This window comes from Nonomuraea sp. NPDC001831 (assembly GCF_042892035.1).
Classification (GTDB): Bacteria; Actinomycetota; Actinomycetes; order Streptosporangiales; family Streptosporangiaceae; genus Nonomuraea.
Genome location: NZ_JBIATU010000003.1, coordinates 44,211 through 66,724, shown reverse-complemented (window position 1 = coordinate 66,724; position 22,514 = coordinate 44,211). Strand labels below are relative to the sequence as shown.

Here is a 22,514-nt window from a genome sequence, read left to right as displayed (position 1 = left end):
TGCCATTACGGGAGCCATGCCATTCCTTTTCCATTGTCTGTACGACCCTACGACGCTGCGGGTTCTTGAGCGACATTTGTGGATATTCCAGGGAACCCCGCTGATGTTCCTGTTCTTGTCGCATAGCAGTGCGAATCCCGTGACACTGACCCCCTTGGCCGTCCCACTTTCCTCCACCCCCGCCTTCACGCCCGCCGCGAGCCCCTATACCGCCGGTCTTTCCAACCCTCGACACGCCCATGAGGGTTGGCCCGCCCCCCGGCGCCCCCCACCCCCGCTCCACCGCCCTGACCTGCGGTAACGCAACGGAAACTGATGATGAAGACGGTTCGAATCAGTTGACGGTGGGGAGAAGTGGAGTATGGTGGTGCGCAGTGGAGGGCCCGGTGCACCAGTGCTGAGCGCTTCACTGAGGCACGGGAGGTGGCGCCGATGTTCCTCGGCACCCATCAACCGCGTCTTGACGACAAGGGACGGCTGTTCCTGCCGGCTAAGTACCGTGAGGAGCTGGCGGAGGGTCTTGTGATCACCAAAGGCCAGGAGCGATGCCTCTACGTCTTTCCAGTAGAGGAGTTCCAGCGCATAACCGAGGCTCTCAGCACCGCCCCGGTCACCGCCAAGGCGGTGCGTGACTACAGCCGCGTCTTCTTCGCCAGCGCGTCCGACGAGAAACCAGACAAGCAGGGACGCGTCACGATCCCGCAGAGCCTGCGCCAGTACGCCGGCCTGGAACGTGACTGCGTCGTCATCGGGGCCAACACCCGGCTGGAGATCTGGGACTCCCAGGCTTGGGACACCTATCTCAACGCGCAGGAGCAGGCGTTCGCCGATCTGTCGGAGGAGGTGCTGCCAGGGATCTTGTAGTGACCACGGTCGATCCGTCGGTGATGTCGTTCGGCGAGGTCTCCACCCGCAACCACTGCCTGCCAACTGATGCACCTTCCCCGGTGTCAGAGGGCGGGCGTCCACGAAGAGGGTGCGGATGGGGACCTGGCCGGGCGGCGCCGGGTGGGGACCCAGGAATGACTGACGATTGACCGATACGCGTTCATCCGCGAGCAGGACGCGAGAGGGGGGGTTGGAGATGGACGACAACGCAGGCACGGGCGGTCACGTTCCGGTGATGCTCGAGCGCGTACTGGAGCTGCTGGGCCCGGCGCTGTCGGGGCCGGAGCCGGTCGTCGTCGACGCCAATCTCGGGCTCGGCGGCCACTCCGAGGCCCTGCTCGCCGCCTTCCCCTCCCTTCGTCTCATCGGGATCGATCGCGACCCCTTCGCGATCGACTTCTCCACCCGCAGGCTCGCCCCCTACGCCGGCCGCACCACCCTGGTCCACGCCTCCTCGGGCGACCTGGCCCAGGTCATCGCCGAGGCCGGACATCCCACGGTCAACGGCGTGCTGTTCGACCTCGGCGTCTCCTCGCCGCAGCTCGACGAGGCCGAACGCGGCTTCGCCTACTCCTACGACGCCCCGCTCGACATGCGCATGGACACCGAGCAGGAGCTGACGGCCGAGCGGGTGGTCAACACCTATCCGGCCGCCGACCTGGCACGAATCCTGCGCGACTACGGCGAGGAACGTTTCGCGCCGAGGGTCGCGGGGCTTATCGTCAAGGAACGCGCCAAGGAGCCCATCACCTCCACCAAGAGACTCGCCGACATCGTGCGCGACGCGATCCCCGCGGCGACCAGGCGCACCGGCGGCAACCCCGCCAAGAGGACTTTCCAGGCGCTGCGCATCGAGGTCAACGCGGAGCTGTCCGCCCTGGAGGCGGCGCTGCCCGCGGCGCTCGACGCGCTGGCGCTGGGTGGGCGGGTCGTCGTGCTCGCCTACCACTCCCTTGAGGACCGGCTCACCAAGCAGGCCCTCACGGCGCGAACCAAGGACACCAGCCCGCCAGGGCTGCCCGTCCCGCTACCGGCACACCAGCCGAGGTTCCGCCTGCTGACGAGGGGAGCCGAGCTCCCCAGCGATGAAGAGCTCGCCCGTAATCCGCGGGCGGCCTCGGCCCGGCTACGGGCGGCAGAGAGGATCCGCGTTGACGATTGAGCAGGAGACCGGCCGGGTCGCGCCCGTCCGCCGCGCCATGCCCAAGCCGGGCACGCGCAGGCCGGGCGTCTCGCACCAGACCAAGCCGCGGCCCCGTCCTGACACCGGCGGCCGGCGGCCGGCGGCCGCGCGTCCCGGCGAGAGCGCCGCGCCCGCGCGCCGTCCCGCCGCGCGCCGTCCCGCCGCGCGGCGAACCTCGACCAAGCGGCAGCGGGCGCCGTTCGTGCTGCTCGTCGTCGGGTTGATGTGCGGTGGGCTGGTGAGCCTGCTGCTGCTCAACATCATGCTCAACCGCGACGCCATCACCGACGCCAAGCTGCGCGAGGAGATCGCGGTGGCCCAGCAGGAGAAGGAAGCGCTCCGGCTGGAGTACGAGCGCAAGATGCAGCCCCAGAACATCGCCGACCGCGCCGAGGCGCAGGGCTACCACCTGGACAAGAACCTGCGGCCCTGGGACAAGGGCGAGCCGAGTACCCAGGCGGTCCCGGAGCGGTGAGGGATTCAGGCGGCAGGGGACAGGGTCCCGGCCGCGGCGCTGGCGGCGCCGGCTCTCCCGGAGGGCCCGGCGCCGCTCGTCGTACGCCGGGGGGTCCGGGGCGGTCAGGGCGAGGGGGCTCTGCCCGTTCCGACGGGGCCGGCCGCCCGGCGGCACCGGACGATTCGCCGCGCAAGCGTCCCCCCGACCCGTTCGACCTGCCGTTCGACGACGACCTGAGGGGCCGTCGGCCCCACGACCCCGGCGACGACGCGCGCGGCAGCGCCCGCCGCGACTCCGCGGGCGGCTCCCGCGGCCGGCCGCGCCGCGACGACGGCGACCGCGCCCGGCCCCGCGACGACGACGAGGGCGCCCGCTCGCGCCGCGACCCGGGCGACGGCCCACGCCGCCGCCCGCGCGACGACTCCCGCGACGACTCCCGCAACCGCGCCGCCCAGGGGCGCGACGACGACCGCCCGCGCGGGCGGTCCCCGCAGAGCCGCGACGGCGAGGACCGTTCGCGTGGCCGTGCCGCCCGGGACGAGGGCGACCGGGCGCGCGGGCGCGCCGCCCAGGGGCGCGACGACGGCGCCCGGGACAGGGCGCCGCAGGAGGGGCCGCGCCGCCGCGGCGACGGTCCCGGCCCCGACCAGGCCCGTGGCTCCCGGCCCGACCCGGCGCGCGGCTCGCGATCCGACCAGGGGCGCGGCTCGCGGTCCGACCAGGCGCGCGGCTCGCGGTCCGAATCGGCGCGGCCCGGCTCGGGGCCGGCCCAGAGCCGGGGATCCCGGCCCGACCAGGGGCGCGGCGGCAGGCCCGACCAGACCCGCGGTCCCAGGGCCGGTCAGGCGCGCGGCCCGGCGTCCGGCCAGGTGCGCGCCTCAGGGCTGGACCAGGCGCGCGGGCGTGAGCGCGGCATGCTGCGCCGGGGCGCGGACGTGCCGCCCCCCAGGGGCCCGCGCCGCCCGCCCACCCCGCCGCGCCCGCCCAGGCCCCCGCTGGTGCTGCGCCTGGGCAGCCCGCGCCGGCGCATCAACATCGGCCTGATCGGCATGACCTTCATCCTGTCGATCTTCGCCGGCCGACTGATCCAGATGCAGGGCCTCGACTCCAAGGTCTACGAGGCCGCCGCCGTCGGCCAGCGCCAGCACGTCGAGGAGATCCCCGCCAAGCGCGGCACGATCACCGACGTCAACGGCAACGCCCTGGCCCGTACGTCGGAGGCCCGCGAGGTGTCCATCGACCCCTCCAAGGTCCCCGCTGCCGCCCGCGCGAACGTGGCCGCGATCCTGGCCAGGCAGCTCGGCAAGACCGTGGAGGAGATGACCGCCAAGCTGTCCAGGACCGGCAGCCGCTACCAGCTCCTGGCCCGGGACGTCGACCCGGTCGTGGCCACCCGCCTGCTGCAGGCCCGCGTGCCCGCGCTCAGCGCGAAGAAGACCTACCGCCGCGACTACCCGGCCGGCGACCTGGCCGGCAGCCTCATCGGCTTCGTCGGCGACGAGGGCAACGGCCTGGGCGGCATGGAGCAGGCCAAGAACACGATCCTGGCCGGCCGCGACGGCAAGCAGCGGGTCGAGACCGGCCGCGACGGCCTGCGCATCCCCATGACCAGCAGCGAGCGCACCGCGCCCGTCAACGGCCAGGACGTACGGCTCACCATCGACCGCGACATCCAGTGGGCCGCCCAGAAGGCGGTCGCCGAGCAGGTGCGCGAGTCGGGCGCGAGCAGCGGCGCGGTCATCGTCATGGACGTGAGGACCGCCCAGATCATCGCCATGGCCAACGCGCCCGAGCTCGACCTGGGCAACTGGCGCCGGGCCCCCGCCTCCTCCTACGTCAATAAGGCCGCCGCGGACGTGTTCGAGCCCGGCAGCACCAACAAGGTGATCACCGCCGCCGCCGCGCTGGAGGCCAAGGAGGTCACCCCCGACACGGTGTTCCAGGTGCCCGACAACATCAGGTGCGCCGACCGGGTGCTGCGCGACGCCCACGCCCACAAGCCCGAGGCCATGACCTTCCGGCAGGCCATGGCCCAGTCCAGCAACGTCGCCACGATCATGGCCGCCCGCAAGGTCGGCAGCGAGCGCCTGTACGCGATGCTCAGGGCGTTCGGGTTCGGCACCACCCCGGCGGGCGGCGTGCCCAACGCCGAGGCGGGCCTGCTGCCCAACTACAAGAACTGGTCGGGCAGCCAGAGCTGCACGGTCGCCTACGGCCAGGGCGTGTCGGTGACCGCCCTGCAGACGGCCAGCGTCTACCAGACCATCGCCAACGGCGGCGTCCGCGTCGATCCGCAGATCGTGGCGGGCACCACCGACGCGTCCGGCAGGTTCGTCCCGGCTCCCGCGGGCAGGCAGACCAGAGTGGTGAGCGAGACGACGGCCAAGGAGATCACGACGATGCTGGAGACCGCGGTGAGCGCCGAGGGCACCGGCGCGCTGGCCGCCATCCCCGGCTACCGGGTGGCGGGCAAGACCGGCACGGCCGACCGCTACGACGCCGAGCTGGGCCGCTACGACGGCTACACGGCCTCCTTCGTCGGGTTCGCGCCCGCCGACGCGCCCCGGCTGGTGGTGCTCTCGGTGCTCCAGAACCCCAAGAACGGCCATTTCGGCGGCCAGCTCGCGGCCCCCGTGTTCAAGGATGTGATGACGTTCGCCATCAAGAGCAGGAAGATTCCTCCCACAGGCTCGGACGCGTCGCCGGTGCGTACGCGCGCGGGACAGTGAGCAGGGAAGGTACGCTCTCGCCGTGCGTCCCCCGTCGTCTATGCGTCCCAAGACCAGCCCGCCCCGTCCGCTGACCGGGCTCGCGACCATGCTCGACGCCGATTCCGGCACGTCGAGGTCGCCCCATGCCGCCCTGACCGGCGTCACCATCGATTCCCGCGCCGTGCAGCGCGGCGATCTCTACGTGGCGCTGCCGGGCAACCGCGTGCACGGCGCGACCTTCGCCGCCGAGGCGATGGCGCGCGGAGCCGTGGCCGTCCTCACCGACCCGGCCGGGCGGGAGGCCGCCGTGGCCACCGGCCTGCCGGTGCTGATCGTGCCCGACCCGCGCGCGCTGCTCGGGCAGGTCTCCTCCTGGGTCTACGGCCAGCCGGCCCACGACGTCCAGGTCATCGGGGTGACCGGCACCAGCGGCAAGTCCACCACCACCTTCATGGTGGAGGCCGGCCTGCGGGCGGCCGGCCACACGACGGGCCTGGTCGGCGGCGTCGAGATCGCCGCCGGAGACCTCCGCTTCGAGCCCACGCTGACCACGCCGGAGGCCCCGCAGCTGCACGCCCTGTTCGCGCTGATGCGCGAGCAGGGGGTCACCGCGGCCACCATGGAGGTCTCCAGCCACGCGCTGGCGCTCGGCCGGGTCGACGGCATCTTCTACGACGTCGCGCTGTTCACCAACCTCTCCCAGGACCACCTCGACTTCCACAAGGACTTCGAGGACTACTTCGCCACCAAGGCCAGGCTGTTCCAGCCCGAGCTGAGCCGCGTCGGCGTGACCAACATCGACGACCCGCACGGCCGGGAGCTGCTGCACCGGGCCAAGGTGCCGATGACGACGTTCTCGGCGCTCGGCGACCCGGAGGCGGAGTGGCGGGCCCTGGAGGTCCGGCTCGGCGCCGACGGCAGCGCGTTCCGGGTGGCCGGTCCTGGCGGGGTCGAGGCCGACGCGCAGATCTCGCTGCCCGGCCCCTTCAACGTCGCCAACGCGCTCGGCGCGATCGTCTGCCTGGTGGAGTCGGGGGTGCCGCTCCAGACCGCCGTGCACGGCGTGGGCAGCCTCACCGGGGTGCCCGGGCGCATGCAGCGCATCACCTCCGCCGAGGAGGAGTTCCAGGCGCTCGTGGACTACTCCCACAAGCCGGGCGCCGTGGAGTCGGTGCTGCGCTCGCTGCGGGAGGTGACCGCGGGCACGCTGACGATCGTGCTGGGCTGCGGCGGCGACCGCGACACCGGCAAACGCCCGCTCATGGGCGAGATCGCCGCCCGGCTGGCCGATGTGGCGATTTTCACCAACGACAACCCGCGCTCGGAGGATCCGCTCGCCATCCTGGCCGCGATGATGGAGGGAGCGCTCGGCGTTCCGCCCCGCGACCGCGCCCATGTGATCATTGAGCCCGACCGCGCGGCCGCGATCGACCTGGCCGTCGGCCGGGCCGGCCGCGGTGACGTGATCGTCGTCGCGGGCAAGGGTCACGAGCAGGGCCAGTACGTCTCAGGCGAAGTGATCCCGTTCGACGACCGCGAAGTGGTCGCCGAAGCGATCGACGCACGCAAGGAAAGCAGGAAGCACCGATGATCCCGTTGCCGCTGGCCAGGATCGCCGAGATAACCTCGGGCGCCCTGTCGGGCATGGCAGACCCCCGCGCCGTGGTGCGCGGGCCCGTAGTGATCGACTCACGCGCGGTGGAGCCGGGATCGCTGTTCGTCGCCCTCGCCGGCGAGCGGGTCGACGGCCACGACTACGCCGCGCAGGCGATCCGGGCCGGAGCGGTCGCCGTCCTGGCCTCCAGGCCGGTCGACGCGCCGGCGGTGATCGTCCCCGACGCCGCGGTCGCGCTGGCCGCGCTGGCCGCCGCCCAGGCCGCCGCGCTGCCGCAGGCCACCGTGATCGGCGTGACCGGCTCGGCGGGCAAGACCAGCACCAAAGACCTGCTGGCCAGGCTGGCCGGCCGGATGGGCCCGACCATCGCGCCCGTCGGCAGCTTCAACAACGAGCTCGGCCACCCGCTGACCGTGCTGCGCGCCGACGTCGACACCCGGTTCATGGTGCTCGAACTGGCCGCCCGCAACATCGGCCACATCGCGGACCTCACCCGCATCGCGCCGCCGACGATCGGCGTGGTGCTCAACGTCGGCACCGCCCACCTCGGCGTGTTCGGCGGCAAGGAGGCCATCGCCAAGGCCAAGGGCGAGCTGGTGGAGGCGCTGCCGCGCACCGGGGTGGCGGTGCTCAACGCCGACGACCCGCTGGTGTCGCAGATGGCCGCGCGCACCGACGCGCGCGTCACGTACTTCGGGCGCGGCGAGGGCGCGGCCATCAGGGCCGAGCAGGAGACGGTCGACGGGCGCGGGCGCGCCTCGTTCACGTTGCGCACCCCGTCCGGGGCCGCGCCGGTCACGCTCCAGCTCTACGGCGCCCACGCGGTGGAGAACGCCCTGGCCGCCGCCGCCGCGGCCTACGAGCTGGGCCTGCCGGTCGCCACGATCGCCGAGGAGCTGTCGGAGGCCACGCCGCGCAGCCGCTGGCGCATGGAGGTCACCGACCGGCCCGACGGCGTCACGGTGGTCAACGACGCCTACAACGCCAACCCCGACTCGATGCGGGCCGCGTTCGACATGTTCGGCGTGATGGGGCAGCAGCGGCGGCGGTTCGCGGTCATCGCGGCGCTGCGCGAGCTGGGCGAGGAGAGCGCGGCGCTCAACGCCGAACTGGGGCGGCTGGCGGGCGGTTCCGGCCTGACGGGCCTGGTCGTCGTCGGTCCCGACGCGGGCCCGGTGCTGGAGGGCGCGAACGAGGCGGCCTCGGCCGCCGCGGGACCGCCAGGTGGCGAAGGGCCATATGCTCCCCAGATGACCCGGATCGTACACGTCCCTGATGCCGAGGCAGCGGCGGCCGCACTGGCCGGCCTGCTGCGCCCCGGCGACGCGGTGCTCGTCAAGGGCCCCCGCGCGATGGGCCTGGAACGCACGGCGGAGCTCCTTCTCGGAGGTGCCGCTCAGTGATCAACATCGTCATCGCCGGCGCGGTGGGCCTGGTCCTGTCGATGCTGGGGACCCCCTTGGCGATCAGGCTGTTCTCGCGGCGCGGCTACGGCCAGGAGATCCGCGAGGAGGGAGTGCAGGCCCACCTGGGCAAACGCGGCACCCCGACCATGGGCGGCATCGTCTTCGTGCTGGCCGCGCTGCTGGCCTACGGCGGCTCCCACCTGGCCACGCTGTCGCCGCCGACGGTGTCGGGCATGCTCGTGCTGTTCCTGATGACCGGCCTCGGCGCGGTCGGCTTCCTCGACGACTTCATCAAGATCTACAAGCAGCGCAGCCTGGGCCTGCGCAGCGGCGCCAAGGCCCTGGGCCAGCTCGTCGTCGGCGCCGTGTTCGCCGTGCTGATCACCCGCCAGCCCAACGTCTACGGCATCACCCCCGCCGAGACCCGGCTGTCGTTCCTGCGCGACATCGGCCCCTCGATCGGCATCGTCGGCTTCACCATCTGGGTGCTGTTCATGATCGTCGGGTTCTCCAACGCCGTGAACCTCACCGACGGCCTCGACGGCCTGGCCAGCGGCGCGACCGGCGTCGTGCTCGGCGCGTACGTGCTGATCGGCAACTGGCAGCTCCGCAACAACTGCATCGACCAGCTCGGCCCCAACTGCTACTGGGTGCGCGACCCGCTCGACCTGTCGGTGGTGGCCGCGGCGGTGCTGGGGGCGCTGGTCGGGTTCCTGTGGTGGAACGCCCCGCCGGCGAAGATCTTCATGGGCGACACCGGCTCGCTGGCCCTGGGCGGCGTGCTGGCCGGCCTGGCCATCGCCACCCGTACGCAGCTCCTGCTGATCATCCTGGCCGGGCTGTGCGTGATCATCACGGCGTCCGTCATCATCCAGGTCGGGTTCTTCAAGATGACCGGGAAACGGGTGTTCAGGATGGCGCCGCTGCAGCACCACTTCGAGCTGAAGGGCTGGGCCGAGACCACGATCGTGGTGCGGTTCTGGCTGATCGCCGGGCTCTGCGCGGCGCTCGGGCTCGGGCTGTTCTACGTCGAGTGGATGCCCAAGCCATGACCTTGACGTGCGTGGCCGGGCTCGGCGTCTCCGGCACCGCGGTGGCCGGGGCGCTGGCCGCGCGCGGCGAGCGGGTCGTGGTCGTGGAGGCCGTGGAGGGTGAGCGGCAGCTGGCCGCCGCGGCCGAGCTGGCCCGCGCCGGGGTCGAGACCAGGTTCGGCGAGATGGTGCTGCCCGAGGGCACGACCAGGCTCGTCACCACCGGCTGGGCCCCGCACCACCCGCTGGTGGCCGCCGCGCTGGCGGCCGGCGTCGAGGTCGTCGGCGAGGTGGAGCTGGCCTGGCGGCTGCGCCCCTCGCACGCCGCCCCCTGGCTCGCGCTGACCGGCACCAACGGCAAGACCACGGCCGTGCGCATGCTCACCTCGATCCTCCAGGCCGCCGGGCTCGACGCCCTGGCCGTGGGGAACGTGGGCGTCCCGGTCGTCCAAGCCGTCGCCGAGCCGTACGACGCCCTGGCCGTCGAGCTGTCGAGTTTCCAGCTCCACTGGTCCAGCAGCCTGGCCCCGCACGCCGCGGCGATCCTGAACATCGCCCCCGACCACCTCGACTGGCACGGCTCCATGGCCGAGTACGCCGCCGCCAAGGGCCGCATCTACGAACGCGCCGGCACCGTGATCTACAACGCCGACGACCCCGAGTGCGCCCGCCTGGCCGAGCCGTACGAGGGCGCCGTCGGCTTCACCCTGCGGGCGCCGCGCAGCGGCCAGCTCGGCGTGGTCGAGGACCTGCTGGTCGACCGGGCGTTCGTGGAGGACCCGGTCGAGGCGGCCGAAGAGCTGGCCACGTTCTCCGACATCCGGCCCCTGGCCCCCCACAACGTGGCCAACGCCCTGGCCGCCGCCGCCCTGGCCCGCTCGCTCGGCGTGCCGTCCGAGGCCGTGCGGCTGGGCCTGCGCGCCTTCAAGCCCGACCCTCACCGCCTGGCCCACGTCGACCGGGTCGGCGACGTCGACTACGTCGACGACTCCAAGGCCACCAACCCGCACGCCGCCGCGGCCGCGCTGAGCGCCTACCCCTCGATCGTGTGGGTGGCGGGCGGTCAGCTCAAGGGCGCCGACGTCGACGACCTGGTCCGGCGGGCGGCGTCCCGGCTGCGCGGCGCGGTGCTGCTGGGCGCCGACCGCGCGGCGATCGCCGAAGCACTCGCGCGACACGCGCCGAATGTCCCCGTCGTGGACATCCCGGGCCAAGACACTGGTGTGATGGACACCGTCGTCACCGAAGCCGCGCGCCTGGCCTCCCCCGGGGACACCGTGCTGCTCTCCCCAGCGGGCGCCTCGCTCGACATGTTCCCCGGCTACCCGGCACGAGGGGAGGCCTTCGCCCGTGCCGTCCACGAGCTGAGGCGGCGGCGTGAGCAGTAGCACCGGCACCGCCGGCGCCCGTCCGGCCGCCGGCGAGCCCGCCCGGTCCAAGGCCGAGGAGGGCCCGGCGAGCTGGGTCCGCGAGCAGCGCGCCGTGCTGAAGGAGCTGCTCGACAAGCCGCTGACGACCTACTACCTGATCATCATGTGCAGCGCGCTGCTGCTCGCGCTCGGGCTCATGATGGTGTTGTCGGCCTCCGCGATCGAGGCCCAGCAGAAGACCGGCAACCCGTTCTCGTGGTTCATCAAGCAGTCGTTGTCGGCCGGCGTCGGCGTGCCCGTGATGTACGCCTGCTCGCGCCTGCCGCCGAAGTTCTTCCGCTGGGCGGGCTACCCGCTCATGGCGCTGGCGGTGCTGGCGCTGGTCATGGTGCTGTTCATCGGCGAGTCAGAGCTGGGCGCGCAGCGGTGGATCTACCTCGGCCCGTTCACCCTCCAGCCATCGGAGCCGGCCAAGCTGGCGCTCGTGCTGTGGGGGGCCGACCTGCTGGCCAGGCGGGCCAGACAGGGCCGGATCGAGTGGCGGCAGATGCTGATCCCGCTCATGCCCGGCACCGCGATCCTGGTCGTCATGGTCCTGCTCGGCCGCGACCTGGGCACCACCCTCGTGCTCTTCATGATCTTCCTGGCGCTGCTGTGGGTGGTGGGGGCGCCGGTCAAGCTGTTCGGCGGCATCCTCGCGCTGGCGGTGCTGGCCGCGGTCATCATGATCAAGGTGGAGCCGTACCGGATGGCGCGCATCGGGGCCTTCCTCGACCCGTGGGCCGACGCCCAGGGCGCCGGCTACCAGGCCGTGCAGGGGCAGATCGCGATGGGCTCGGGCGGCTGGTTCGGGCTCGGCCTGGGCAGCAGCCGCCAGAAGTGGAGCTGGCTGCCCCACGGCGAGAGCGACTTCATCTTCGCCATCCTCGGCGAGGAGCTGGGCCTGATGGGCACGCTGATCGTGGTGGCGCTGTTCGGCCTGCTCGGCTACGCGGGGCTGCGGGTCGCCGTCCGGGTCAACGACGGCTTCGTCCGCCTGGCCGCGGCCGCCATGGTGGCCTGGATCGTCGGGCAGGCGACCGTCAACATGGGCGCCGTGCTCGGCGTGCTGCCCATCACCGGCATCCCGCTGCCGCTGGTCTCCTACGGCGGATCGTCCCTGCTCCCCACGCTCGCCGCGCTGGGCATCCTGCTGTCGTTCGCCAAACGCGAGCCCGGCGCGCGCGAAGCCTTGGCCGCGCGTGGCCCCGGACCCGCCGCACGGGGCCTAAGCTGGCTGGGCCTGGGAGGTACGTCCAGAGGCCGAGTGAGACGTTAGGGAGTGACCGAGATGAGGGTGGTCCTCGCCGGTGGGGGGACGGCCGGGCACATCGAGCCCGCGCTCGCCCTTGCGGACGCGCTGCGCCATCTTGACCGGAGCGTCGGCATCACCTGCGTGGGCACCGAGCGCGGCCTGGAGACGCGGCTCGTGCCCGCCAGGGGCTACGATCTCGAACTGGTGCCGGCCGTGCCGCTGCCCAGGGCGATCACCCCGAGCCTGCTGACCGTGCCGGGCCGGCTGGCCGGGGCGATCAACGCCGTGTCGGGCGTGCTCGACCGGGTCGGCGCCGACATCCTGGTCGGGTTCGGCGGCTACGTCGCCACGCCCGCCTACCTGGCGGCCAAGCGCAAGGGCCTGCCGATCGTCGTCCACGAGGCCAATCCCCGTCCCGGTCTGGCCAACCGGCTGGGCGCCCGGCTGACCGACCACGTCTTCACCGGCTTCCCCGACGCCGCGCTGCCCAAGGCCGAGTTCATCGGCACCCCGCTGCGCCGCGAGATCGTCACCCTCGACCGGCTGTCCACCGGCGACAAGGCGCGCTCCTGGTTCGGGCTGGAGAACGACCGGCCCACGCTGCTGGTGTTCGGCGGCTCGCAGGGCGCCAGGTCGATCAACGAGGCCGCGCTGGCCGCCGCGCCGGTGCTGCGCGGGGCCGGCATCCAGGTGCTCCACGTGCTCGGCCTGAACAACACCGTCGAGCACGAGCCGCCGCCCGGCGACCCCCAGTACGTGCTGCTGCCCTACGTCGACCGCATGGACCTCGCCTACGCCGCCGCCGACGTCGCGCTGTGCCGCAGCGGGGCCCTGACCTGCGCCGAGCTGACAGCCGTGGGGCTGCCGGCCGCGTACGTGCCACTGCCGCACGGCAACGGCGAGCAGACCGTCAACGCCGAGCGCGTCGTGCGCGGCGGCGGCGGCCTGATGGTCGGCGACGCCGACCTGTCACCCGATTGGATCATCCAGAACGTGCTGCCCATGCTCCACGACCCCGAACGGGTCGCCGTCATGTCGGAGGCCGCCTCCCGGCTGGGGCGCAAGGACGCCGATATCATGCTTGCCAGGAAAGTGTTGGAGATAGCCCGATGAGTCTCGTCAAGCTGGTCGATCCCGTAGCCGTCGAAGACCTCGGCCGCGTGCACTTCATCGGCATCGGCGGCGCGGGCATGTCGGGCATCGCCCGCATCCTGCTCAAGCGCGGCGTCCGCGTCACCGGAAGCGACGCGCGCAGCTCCGAGCTGGTGACCGAGCTGCGCGAGCTGGGCGCGACCGTGCACATCGGGCACGCCGCCTCGCACATCCGGGACGTCGACACCGTGGTCGTCTCCACCGCCATCCGCGACTCCAACCCCGAGCTGGGCGAGGCGCTCAAGCAGGGCCTGCGGATCATCCCGCGGGCCGCCGCGCTGGCCTCGGTGATGGGCGGCCGCACCGGCGTGGCCATCGCCGGCACCCACGGCAAGACCACCACCACCTCCATGCTGACCGTGGCGCTGCAGAAGTGCGGCGCCGAGCCGTCCTACTGCGTGGGCGGCCAGCTCGTCACCACCGGGCTGGGCGCCGACGAGGGCGCGGGCCGGGTGTTCGTGGCCGAGGCCGACGAGAGCGACGGCTCCTTCCTCATGCTGGCCCCCGACATCGCCGTGGTGACCAACGTCGAGGCCGACCACCTCGACAACTACGGCGATCCGCGCGCGGTGCACGACAGCTTCGCCCGCTTCGCCGACCGGGTGGGCTCGCTGCTCATCGTCTGCGCCGACGACCCGGGCGCCGCCGAGCTGGCCGGGCGGGCGCGCGAGCGCGGGCTGCGGGTCAGGACCTACGGCGAGCGGGGCGAGGACTACCGGGTGACCGGCGTGCGTCCCGACGGCTTCGGCACGGTCTTCTCCATCGAGGGCAGGGGAGACGTGCGGCTGGCCGTCCCCGGGGCGCACAACGCCCTCAACGCCACCGCCGCCATCGCCGTGGCCGACGAGCTGGGGCTGGCGTTCGAGGACATCAGAGACGGCCTGGCGGCCTTCACGGGGGCCAAGCGGCGCTTCGAGGCCAAGGGCGAGGCGGGCGGCGTCGCGGTGTTCGACAGCTACGCCCACCACCCGACCGAGCTGGCCGCCGACCTGCGGGCCGCGCGCGACGTCGTGGCCTCCTACTCGGGCACCGGCCGGGTCATCGCGATCTTCCAGCCCCACCTGTACTCGCGCACCCGGTTCTTCGCCGACGAGTTCGGCGCCGCGCTCGGGCTGGCCGACGAGGTCATCGTGCTCGACGTCTACGGCGCGCGGGAGGACCCCGAGCCCGGCGTGTCCGGCGCGATGGTGGCCGGGCGCGTGCCGCTGCCCGCCGAGCGGGTGGCCTACGCCCCCGACCGGGCGGCGGTGCCCGACCTGGTGGCCGGGCGGGCGCGTCCGGGTGACATCGTGCTCACGATGGGGGCGGGCGACGTGACCGAGCTCGGGCCGCAGCTCGTGGCGCGCCTGTCCTGAGCCGTGCGGGCGTGGCGGGCGGGCGCCGGGCGGTCCGGCGGCGTACGTTCGAAGCCGGCGTGCGAGGAGGGCGATGAAGGCGCGTAACGCGTTCCTGGTGCTGTTGACGGCGGGCGTGGTCGGCTCGGCCGCCTGGCTGGTGTTCTTCTCGCCGGTGCTGGGCGTGCGGTCGATCGAGATCGTGGGAAATCTCACAGTCACCAGCGAGCGCATCAAGCAGCAGGCCGCCGTGCCCGACCTGCACCCGCTGGCCACGGTCGACCTGGCCGACGTCCAGGCGCGTGTGCTCGGCATCCGGCAGCTCGCGACGGCGAAGGTCGACCGGGTGTGGCCGGGCACGCTCAAGATCGAGGTGGTCGAGCGCGAGCCGGTCGCGGTGATCCCCGCGGGCGGCCGGTTCGCGGTGGTCGACAAGCAGGGCGTGGTGATCGAGGTCAAGGACACGTCGCCGTTCATGCTGCCGTTGCTCAAGGTCGACCGGCCGGCCGCCGGTGACCCGGCGACCATGGCGGCGCTCCAGGTCGTCCAGGCGTTGCCGCCCGTGGTGGCGGGCAAGGTCCGTCAGGTGCGCGCCGCCTCGGCCGAGGGCGTGACGCTGGAGCTGTCCGACGGCCGTACCGTCCTGTGGGGCGGGGCCGACAGGCCGCAGGAGAAAGGCCGCATCCTGGTCTCGCTCCTGAGCCGCAAGGCCACCCTGTACGACGTCAGCTCTCCCGACGTCGTCACCTTGAAGTGATCACGAGTGTCAGGGTCTGGCAACTCCGTGGCAAGGGCATCGCGTGCCTGTGCGAGGTGGGGGTCGCGGCGTGAGAGCCTGTAGATCGGAGCTTCGGCACAGGAAGGCCCCGACCAGGCGCGACTCCGGAGCGAATCGGACAGCCCGCGACACGCCGGACGTGCTTGCGGCGCGGTTAGTTGACCCGCCTGGTAGGGGCCTCCTACTGTCCGTATCAATCCTCAGGTTGACATAAATCTAAATCTCAACCTGAGGTTGAGAGTTACGAAAACTGAGAAAAAGCGGAGACGATCCGCACCGAAATGGCAAGTCAACGAGCGGAAAGGCCCCTCGTCGTGGCAGCACCGCAGAACTACCTCGCGGTCATCAAGGTCGTCGGCATCGGCGGCGGCGGAGTGAACGCCGTCAACCGGATGATCGAAGAGGGACTCAAGGGCGTCGAGTTCATCGCCATAAACACCGACGCCCAGGCGCTGCTGATGAGTGACGCCGATGTGAAACTCGACGTGGGCCGCGAGCTCACGCGCGGACTGGGCGCCGGAGCCAACCCCGACGTGGGGCGCAAGGCGGCCGAAGACCACCGTGAGGAGATCGAGGAGGTCCTCAAGGGGGCCGACATGGTCTTCGTCACGGCCGGCGAGGGCGGCGGCACGGGCACCGGCGGCGCGCCGGTCGTGGCCAACATCGCCCGCTCGCTCGGCGCGCTGACGATCGGCGTGGTGACCCGGCCCTTCAGCTTCGAGGGACGGCGTCGCGCCTCGCAGGCCGAGGCCGGCATCGAGACACTGCGCGACGAGGTCGACACCCTCATCGTGATCCCCAACGACCGGCTGCTGTCGATCTCCGACCGCCAGGTGAGCGTGCTCGACGCGTTCAAGGCGGCCGACCAGGTGCTGCTGTCCGGTGTCCAGGGCATCACCGACCTGATCACCACGCCCGGCCTGATCAACCTCGACTTCGCCGACGTCAAGTCGGTCATGTCGGGTGCGGGCTCGGCGCTCATGGGCATCGGCCACGCGCGCGGCGACGACCGGTCGGTCGCCGCCGCCGAGATGGCGGTCTCCAGCCCGCTGCTGGAGGCGAGCATCGACGGCGCCCACGGCGTGCTGCTGTCGATCGCGGGCGGCTCCGACCTCGGCCTGTTCGAGATCAACGAAGCGGCCCAGCTCGTCTCGATGGCCGCCGCGCCCGACGCCAACATCATCTTCGGCACGGTCATCGACGACGCGCTCGGCGACGAGGTGCGGGTCACCGTGATCGCGGCGGGCTTCGACGACGTGCCGCCGCCGGTCGAGAAGCCGCTGCCCAGGCCCGCGGCCCGGCCGGCCGCGCAGCCCGCGGCGCCGGTGTCGTCCTCGGCCCTGCGGCCCGGGGTCCCGGCTTCGCCCAGCGTGAAGTCCGAGCCGCCCGCGCCGCGCCCTGAGCCGAGGCCGGAGCCTCGTCCTGAGCCGCGTGCCGAGCTGCGGCCGGAGCCGCGCCAGGAGTTCAGGCCCGAGCCGCGCCAGGAGTTCAGGCCGGAGCCCCGGCAGGAGTTCAGGCCCGAGCCGCGCCCCGAGCCGCGTCCCGAGCCGCGCGAGTTCAGGCCGGAGCCGCGTCCCGAGCCCCGCCCGGAGCCGCGTCCGGAGCCGGTGCGCCCGGTGGAGTCGGTCCAGCCCGCCGAGCCCGTCGCCGCACTCGGCGACGACGAGCCGCAGGCCCCGGTCTCCATCCCGAGGCCCACGCCCGAACCGGCCAACCCGCCCACGCCCATCACCTCCCGCATGTCGGAGCCTCCCAAACGTCCTCGGGTGATCTTCGAGGAGCAGGAGGAGGAGCTCGACGTCCCCGACTTCCTCAAGTAGCTCACCACCCACCGCCGCTCCCCGCAGGCATCCGGGAGCGGCGCCGTCGTGTGTGCCGGGATCCAACCCGCGGCACGGAAAGGGGGCCATCGTGGCGTACGGCGTGCAGGCCGAACTGCGAGGCGATGGAGGCAGGGAGAGGGAGGCAGGCGTGCGGAGGGACGAGATCGCGGCCGGTCTCACCGAGATCGAGGCCCGCATCGGCGCGGCCTGCCACGCGGTGGGCCGCGACCGCGGCGAGGTCACCCTGATCGCGGTCACCAAGACCAGACCGGCCGAAGACGTGCGCATCCTGTGCGAGCTGGGTGTGCGCGACGTCGGCGAGAACCGCGACCAGGAGGCCGCGCCCAAGGCGCACGAGCTGGCCGGCCTGCCGCTGACCTGGCACTTCGTCGGCCAGCTGCAGACCAACAAGGTGCGGTCCGTCGTCGGGTACGCCGACGTGATCCACTCGCTCGACCGCCTCCGGCTGCTGGAGGCGATCAGCAAGGAGGCCGTGCGGCAGGGGCGCAAGGTCGGCTGCCTGATCCAGGTGGCGCTCGACGACGACCCCTCCAGGGGCGGCGCCCGGCCCGCCGACGTGCTCGCGCTGGCCGACGAGGTGGCGCTGGCCGACGGGGTGTGGCTGGGCGGCGTCATGGCGGTCGCCCCGCTGGGGGTGGAGCCCGGCCGCGCGTTCGCCGTGCTGCGCGAGGTCGCGACCCGCGTCCAGGAGCAGCATCCGCGGGCCACGATGGTCTCCGCGGGCATGAGCCAGGACCTCGACGAGGCGGTCGCGTACGGTGCGACACACGTGCGGATCGGTACGGCGTTGCTCGGCCGTCGCAAGCCCTTCGTCAGGTAATGTCCCCTCAAGTGGGTCTTCAGGCCCATGATCAAGTAGAGGTCGATCCGCGGTGAGCTCCAAGGGGGTACGGCTGCCGCCTCGGCCCCGGCGACGGGTCCGAGCCAGTGCGACCATGAGCAGGAGGACGACGTAGCGATGGCCGGCGCGATGCGCAAGATGGCGGTCTACCTCGGTCTCGTGGAGGACGACCGCTACGAGAGGTACGAGACCTACACCGACGAGTACGCCTACGACGACGATGTCCAGCGGACCGGCGAGGAACGGCCCGTGGCGGTCCAGGACCGCGACGAGGAGGCCGACTCCGGGGTCCCCGCGCCCAGGCCCGCCACGACGATCCTGGAGCGCCGTACGACCGACCTGGCGCGCATCACGACCCTCCATCCCCGGACCTACAACGAGGCCCGAACCATCGGAGAGCACTTCCGCGACGGCACCCCGGTCATCATGAATCTGACCGAAATGGTTGACAGCGACGCGAAGCGGCTCGTGGATTTCGCGGCAGGTCTGGTCTTCGGCCTACATGGAAGCATTGAACGTGTTACCAACAAGGTGTTCCTGTTGTCCCCTGCCAATGTCGAGGTGACCGCCGAGGACAAGGCCCGAATCGCGGAACGCGGGTTCTTCAACCAGAGTTAGAGTCTCTGTATGTCCATCGCACCCAACCGGGTCCACGCGCGGCCGGGAGGGCACACCAGAAGTGGAGGCGCGGCCGGGCCGTGGAGATCGTGAGTGGGATCTTGGTCGTAGTCCTGTCTCTGTATTTGGTACTGCTCATCGGCAGGATGATCTTTGAGACGGTGCAGGCGTTCGCCCGGCAGTGGCGGCCTTCCGGGGTCGTGCTGGTGCTGGCGGAGGCCACGTACACCGCGACAGACCCACCTCTCAAATTCCTCCGCCGTTTCATTCCTCCGCTCCGGTTGGGTACGGTGGCCTTTGACCTAAGCTTCACTGTCCTGTTCATCGTCGTTCTGATCTTGATCCAGATCGCTGGGTCACTGGGCGGCCGGTGAGGCGGGCTGGTGGGGTGGCCGGTCGTGATCCAACTCGTGTCCGCGCTGAAGTGATTCGGGTTCACCGTCCCTCCGGACAGACTCCAAGCGCGCCAAGGAGACCAAAAAATGCCGCTGACGCCCGCTGATGTGCGGAACAAGCAGTTCAGTACCACCCGGCTGCGGCCGGGCTACGACGAGGAGGAGGTCGATGCCTTCCTCGACGAGGTGGAGGCTGAGCTCGACCGCCTGATCCAAGAGAACGAGGAGCTACGCGCCAAACTGGCCGAGTGCCTGCGTGGGAAGGTGCCGGGCGGCATGGGCATGCCCATGGCCTCCGCGCCCGTCCAGGAGCAGCCGAAGCCGGAGATGATGGCGCCGCCGCAGCCGGAGCCCATGCGGGCCCCCGAGCCGCAGCCGATGCGCGCCCCCGAGCCGCAGCCCGTGGCCATGAGCATGCCTCCCGCCGAGGACAACATGGACACCGCGGCCCGCGTGCTGGCCCTCGCCCAGCAGACCGCCGACCAGGCGATCGCCGACGCCCGCCGGGAGGCGGACGAGACGGTGACCCGCGCCCGCCGTGAGGCCGACGAGATCCTCACCAAGGCCCGCCGCCAGGCCGAGCAGGTCATCGGCGACGCCCGTGCCCGCGCCGAGACGCTCGAGCGCGACGCGCAGGAGCGCCACCGCCAGGCGATGGGCTCGCTGGTCCAGACCCGCGACGAGCTCGAGCGCAAGGTCGAGGAGCTGCGCAGCTTCGAGCGCGAATACCGCAGCCGCCTCAAGCTCTACCTGGAGAACCAGCTCGCCGAGCTCAACGTCTCCGCGGAGGGCAGCGGCGGGTTCCCGGTCATGTCCGGTCCGCAGGGTCAGGCTCCCGCCATGTCGCACGCGGTTCCCCAGGGTGGTCAGCAGCCTCTTCCCGGTGGCCCCAACCCGTTCGGCGGCGAGGCTCCGCAGGGCGCCTTCCCCGGCGGCGACGGTCCGCACAACGACCGCCGGTAAAGTAACGGGTCACTAGGACCTGTCACTCGAAAGAGCCCCCTGTGATCCTTATCAGTGCTGGTTTGGTGCTCGCGGCGGTCGTGCTGCTGATCGCGGGCTTCGTACTGGCTAAGCCGTTCCTGATCATGTGGTCCATCGTGGTCAGCGTGCTGTCCGCGCTGTTCCTGGTGATCGGGGCGTTGCTGCGGCGTCACGAGCTGTTTCCCGGTGGTGGGCGGGCCGCTGCGCCGGCCACCCCTCCGGCCCCGCTCCCGCCGCCCGGCCTGCCGTACAACCAGACCGGTCCTGCCGGGCCCCAGCCGCACCCGCGGCCACAACCCCACCCGCATCCGCACCCGCAGACGCTTCAGCGGACCGCCGTTCCGGCCTCCGCGCCTCGCCGCCCCGCGGCGAGCGGCATCTCGCCGGACGCGATCGTGCTGGTGATCCCGGGCCGCAAGAGATACCACGTGCCGGGCTGCCGCCAGCTGGCCGGACGGGATCACGAGGAGCTCACCCACGAGGAGGCACGCGAGGAGGGCTTCACGCCCTGCACCACGTGCCTTCCGGACGCCGCGCTCGGCGGACGGCAGTTGCCGCCTGCCGCCGACCCCGAGCCCGTCGTCGCCCCCGGCCCCGGTGCCACCCCCTCCGCCGTGGCGGAGAGCCGGGCCGAGACCTCCGCGGAGACCCGGGACCTGCGCCCGCCGGTCGTACCGCCGAAGCCCGACACGAAGGCTTCCACCCCCACCCCGGAGCCCGCCGCCCCCCGCGAGGAGGGCGCCACCGGGTGGTTCGGCCGTCCGGCCGCCGCCGCGCAGGCGAGCGACCCGGCCAAGTCCCCCTCCTCCGCCGCCGCGCCTGATTCCGAGGCCGGTCCGGACGACGAGCAGGGGGAGATCCAGACTTCCTACTTCCGGCCGCCGTCGGAGCGCGAGCGGCCCGCGCGTCCCTCTTCGCCTTCGCCGGACGACGCCAAGGGCCCGTCGGCCGCTCCTTCGAGCCCTGCTGCGGCCTCCACGACTGCGGCCTCCACGAGTTCGCCGGCCCCTGGCCCGTCCAAGAGCGCGCCCAAGAGCCCGTCCGAGAAGCCGTCGGCTGGCGGGGCGGGTGAGGGTGAGGCTCCGGCTTCGTCGGCCAAGGGCGCGGCTCCCGCCAAGGCCGGTGCGGGTGCGGCGGCTTCGGGGCAGACGGGCGATGACGCGGCTGTTTCCGGCAAGCCGGCGGTTGAGAGCAAGCCGGGCAAGCCGTCCTCGGCCGCCCGGCCGTCGCCCACCGACCGGCCCGCGCCGACTGCTGACCGGCCCGCCGACCGGCCCGCGCCGGCTGCTGAGCGGCCCGGACGGCCCGCCGAAGCGTCCGCCGACGACATGTCCGACCCCGACACGGCGCCGCAGCCTCGCGTGACGGCCTCCGGGCTGCCTGTGCAGCCGGAGTCCTCGGGTGGGGCTGCCGGGGCGTCCGAGCGGCCTTCTGGGGCTGCGCCGGCCCCTTCCGCCCGTCCGGCGGGAACGGCCGCCCAGGCGCCGAAGGCCGAGGGCAAGGACGCCAAGCCCGGCACGGCCGCCGGCAAGGAGAGTGCGGCGAAGGGCGAGACGTCCGGCGACAAGCCCGGCAACACGGGCGAGGGCTCGAAGGGCGAGACCGGCGGCACGTCCGGGCCCGCCGGCAGCTCACGGACGGTCAAGGTCATCACCGGCACCCGTCGCTACCACAGCGCCACCTGCCCGCTGATCAGGGGCGCGGGGGAGACGGGCGTGGAGACCATGACGATCCCCGAGGCCGAGGACGCCGGCCTGACCAGCTGCCCGGTGTGCCAGCACGACCGCGACCCGGCCGAGTAACACCCGCCCACCCCGGCCCCGCTGCGCATCCGCCGGCGGGCCGGGCTCAGGGACGGCCACGTCCATCTGGCCATTTGTCCGCCCTTCTCCGGACGAGGTACCGCCGGGACGGCCCGAACGCCCCCGCGACCGGGCGGAGCTCACCGCGCTCTCCACGTGGCCGCCGTCCGGCTGGTGGACTTGGCCGTGACGGGACCGGCCTGGGGGGCGGGCCACACCTGGATCAGGTACTCCTCGACGGGGGCGTCGTCGTCCCGGGGGTCGCCGTCGTCGCGGTTGCGTCCGTGGACGCGCAGCCGGTAGTCGTCGGGGCCGGGCAGTTCCAGCTGTGCGGCCGGGTTCTCCCCGCCGTCCGTCGTCGCGAAGTCCATGAACGCGGAGCGCCAGGCCACCGACACCTCGGCGACGTCCTGCCAGTCGTCGGCGGCCAACGGCGGGGCGGCGTCCCACAGTTCGGCGGTGACGCCGACGTCGCCGATCTCCTGGCCGCACACGACGCGCGCGCCGTCACCGCCGGGATCGGCCTGGACGAGGCCGGTCGCGGTCATGTCCCACTCGAACTCCGCCACGAGCTCCTCGCCGGTCAGATCGACGGTGGACGCGTCGACGAACACCTGAGCGGAAGCACGGCGGATCAGACTCGGCACGGGACCGGATCCCTTCGTCACGTGGCAGGAGGCGGCCACACGCGTCGGGGACGCCACTGAGGTGATCGGTGGCGCCCCCGCGCGGTCGCCGGTCGGACCGTGCCCGCCACGCCGCAGGCCGGTCCGGGAGCGAGGGCTCCGCGGGCCGGTCGGGGAGCGAGTGC

The 22,514-nt window shown here is 72.6% G+C and carries 19 protein-coding genes; 18 read left to right on the top strand and 1 reads right to left on the bottom strand.

Features of this window, described 5'->3' with window-relative positions:
* The first annotated feature begins 432 nt into the window (after positions 1-432).
* From mraZ to ACFYYW_RS11180, 18 genes are all read left to right on the top strand, one after another.
* A complete protein-coding gene (gene mraZ / locus ACFYYW_RS11265; protein WP_352326976.1) occupies positions 433-864 on the top strand; it encodes a division/cell wall cluster transcriptional repressor MraZ in 432 nt (143 codons plus the stop codon).
* Positions 865-1,084: 220 nt separating this feature from the next.
* Positions 1,085-2,050 (top strand): 16S rRNA (cytosine(1402)-N(4))-methyltransferase RsmH, encoded by a 966-nt coding sequence (rsmH, locus tag ACFYYW_RS11260; RefSeq protein ID WP_364411687.1) that lies wholly within the window; start codon positions 1,085-1,087, stop codon positions 2,048-2,050.
* Complete coding sequence (locus ACFYYW_RS11255) at positions 2,040-2,546, top strand: hypothetical protein (protein WP_387647412.1); 507 nt, start codon at positions 2,040-2,042, stop codon at positions 2,544-2,546. The genes rsmH and ACFYYW_RS11255 overlap by 11 nt, the downstream gene beginning before the upstream one ends.
* The gene (locus ACFYYW_RS11250) at positions 2,543-5,257 is read left to right on the top strand and encodes a penicillin-binding transpeptidase domain-containing protein (RefSeq protein WP_387647409.1); all 2,715 of its coding nucleotides are present in this window, start codon (positions 2,543-2,545) and stop codon (positions 5,255-5,257) included. Before ACFYYW_RS11255 ends, ACFYYW_RS11250 begins: the two co-directional genes overlap by 4 nt.
* A gap of 40 nt (positions 5,258-5,297) precedes the next feature.
* Entirely contained in the window at positions 5,298-6,830 is a 1,533-nt protein-coding gene (locus tag ACFYYW_RS11245; protein WP_352325066.1) for a UDP-N-acetylmuramoyl-L-alanyl-D-glutamate--2,6-diaminopimelate ligase, read from the top strand.
* Positions 6,827-8,257: a UDP-N-acetylmuramoyl-tripeptide--D-alanyl-D-alanine ligase gene (murF, locus tag ACFYYW_RS11240; RefSeq protein WP_352325067.1), complete on the top strand. Its 1,431-nt coding sequence runs from the start codon at positions 6,827-6,829 to the stop codon at positions 8,255-8,257. The genes ACFYYW_RS11245 and murF overlap by 4 nt, the downstream gene beginning before the upstream one ends.
* Complete coding sequence (gene mraY, locus ACFYYW_RS11235; protein ID WP_352325068.1) at positions 8,254-9,312, top strand: phospho-N-acetylmuramoyl-pentapeptide-transferase; 1,059 nt, start codon at positions 8,254-8,256, stop codon at positions 9,310-9,312. The genes murF and mraY overlap by 4 nt, the downstream gene beginning before the upstream one ends.
* The gene (gene murD, locus ACFYYW_RS11230) at positions 9,309-10,679 is read left to right on the top strand and encodes a UDP-N-acetylmuramoyl-L-alanine--D-glutamate ligase (protein WP_387647405.1); all 1,371 of its coding nucleotides are present in this window, start codon (positions 9,309-9,311) and stop codon (positions 10,677-10,679) included. Before mraY ends, murD begins: the two co-directional genes overlap by 4 nt.
* Positions 10,669-11,979 (top strand): putative lipid II flippase FtsW, encoded by a 1,311-nt coding sequence (ftsW, locus tag ACFYYW_RS11225; RefSeq protein ID WP_387647402.1) that lies wholly within the window; start codon positions 10,669-10,671, stop codon positions 11,977-11,979. Before murD ends, ftsW begins: the two co-directional genes overlap by 11 nt.
* Positions 11,980-11,991: 12 nt before the next feature.
* Positions 11,992-13,068, top strand: coding sequence for an undecaprenyldiphospho-muramoylpentapeptide beta-N-acetylglucosaminyltransferase (gene murG / locus ACFYYW_RS11220; RefSeq protein ID WP_387647400.1), 1,077 nt, complete (start codon positions 11,992-11,994; stop codon positions 13,066-13,068).
* Entirely contained in the window at positions 13,065-14,462 is a 1,398-nt protein-coding gene (gene murC / locus ACFYYW_RS11215) for a UDP-N-acetylmuramate--L-alanine ligase (protein ID WP_387647397.1), read from the top strand. The genes murG and murC overlap by 4 nt, the downstream gene beginning before the upstream one ends.
* A 73-nt stretch (positions 14,463-14,535) precedes the next feature.
* A complete protein-coding gene (locus ACFYYW_RS11210; RefSeq protein WP_387647395.1) occupies positions 14,536-15,198 on the top strand; it encodes a cell division protein FtsQ/DivIB in 663 nt (220 codons plus the stop codon).
* A 335-nt stretch (positions 15,199-15,533) separates the two neighbouring features.
* On the top strand, positions 15,534-17,039 hold the full coding sequence (gene ftsZ / locus ACFYYW_RS11205) for a cell division protein FtsZ (RefSeq protein WP_387647393.1): 1,506 nt from the start codon (positions 15,534-15,536) through the stop codon (positions 17,037-17,039).
* Between the two features lie 151 nt (positions 17,040-17,190).
* Positions 17,191-17,883: a YggS family pyridoxal phosphate-dependent enzyme gene (locus ACFYYW_RS11200; protein WP_352325075.1), complete on the top strand. Its 693-nt coding sequence runs from the start codon at positions 17,191-17,193 to the stop codon at positions 17,881-17,883.
* 138 nt (positions 17,884-18,021) lie between these two features.
* Complete coding sequence (locus ACFYYW_RS11195; protein ID WP_125630470.1) at positions 18,022-18,522, top strand: cell division protein SepF; 501 nt, start codon at positions 18,022-18,024, stop codon at positions 18,520-18,522.
* An 80-nt stretch (positions 18,523-18,602) separates the two neighbouring features.
* Positions 18,603-18,896 carry a YggT family protein gene (locus tag ACFYYW_RS11190; RefSeq protein WP_125630468.1) on the top strand — a complete coding sequence of 98 codons (294 nt, stop codon included), beginning with the start codon at positions 18,603-18,605 and terminating at the stop codon, positions 18,894-18,896.
* 108 nt (positions 18,897-19,004) lie between these two features.
* Positions 19,005-19,880 carry a DivIVA domain-containing protein gene (locus ACFYYW_RS11185; RefSeq protein WP_352325076.1) on the top strand — a complete coding sequence of 292 codons (876 nt, stop codon included), beginning with the start codon at positions 19,005-19,007 and terminating at the stop codon, positions 19,878-19,880.
* A gap of 41 nt (positions 19,881-19,921) precedes the next feature.
* On the top strand, positions 19,922-21,703 hold the full coding sequence (locus tag ACFYYW_RS11180) for a hypothetical protein (protein ID WP_387647388.1): 1,782 nt from the start codon (positions 19,922-19,924) through the stop codon (positions 21,701-21,703).
* A gap of 140 nt (positions 21,704-21,843) precedes the next feature.
* On the opposite strand, the gene ACFYYW_RS11175 is transcribed toward ACFYYW_RS11180, so the two are convergent.
* On the bottom strand, positions 21,844-22,350 hold the full coding sequence (locus ACFYYW_RS11175) for a hypothetical protein (protein WP_387647386.1): 507 nt from the start codon (positions 22,348-22,350) through the stop codon (positions 21,844-21,846).
* Between the last annotated feature and the right edge of the window lie 164 nt (positions 22,351-22,514).

Bases quoted from the DNA above. Each gene is read 5' to 3' on its own strand.
- mraZ (WP_352326976.1), top strand. From the start codon at position 433: ATGTTCCTCGGCACCCATCAACCGCGTCTTGACGACAAGGGACGGCTG.
- rsmH (WP_364411687.1), top strand. From the start codon at position 1,085: ATGGACGACAACGCAGGCACGGGCGGTCACGTTCCGGTGATGCTCGAG.
- ACFYYW_RS11245 (WP_352325066.1), top strand. From the start codon at position 5,298: ATGCGTCCCAAGACCAGCCCGCCCCGTCCGCTGACCGGGCTCGCGACC.
- murF (WP_352325067.1), top strand. From the start codon at position 6,827: ATGATCCCGTTGCCGCTGGCCAGGATCGCCGAGATAACCTCGGGCGCC.
- murD (WP_387647405.1), top strand. From the start codon at position 9,309: ATGACCTTGACGTGCGTGGCCGGGCTCGGCGTCTCCGGCACCGCGGTG.
- murG (WP_387647400.1), top strand. From the start codon at position 11,992: ATGAGGGTGGTCCTCGCCGGTGGGGGGACGGCCGGGCACATCGAGCCC.
- murC (WP_387647397.1), top strand. From the start codon at position 13,065: ATGAGTCTCGTCAAGCTGGTCGATCCCGTAGCCGTCGAAGACCTCGGC.
- ACFYYW_RS11210 (WP_387647395.1), top strand. From the start codon at position 14,536: ATGAAGGCGCGTAACGCGTTCCTGGTGCTGTTGACGGCGGGCGTGGTC.
- ACFYYW_RS11195 (WP_125630470.1), top strand. From the start codon at position 18,022: ATGGCCGGCGCGATGCGCAAGATGGCGGTCTACCTCGGTCTCGTGGAG.
- ACFYYW_RS11185 (WP_352325076.1), top strand. From the start codon at position 19,005: ATGCCGCTGACGCCCGCTGATGTGCGGAACAAGCAGTTCAGTACCACC.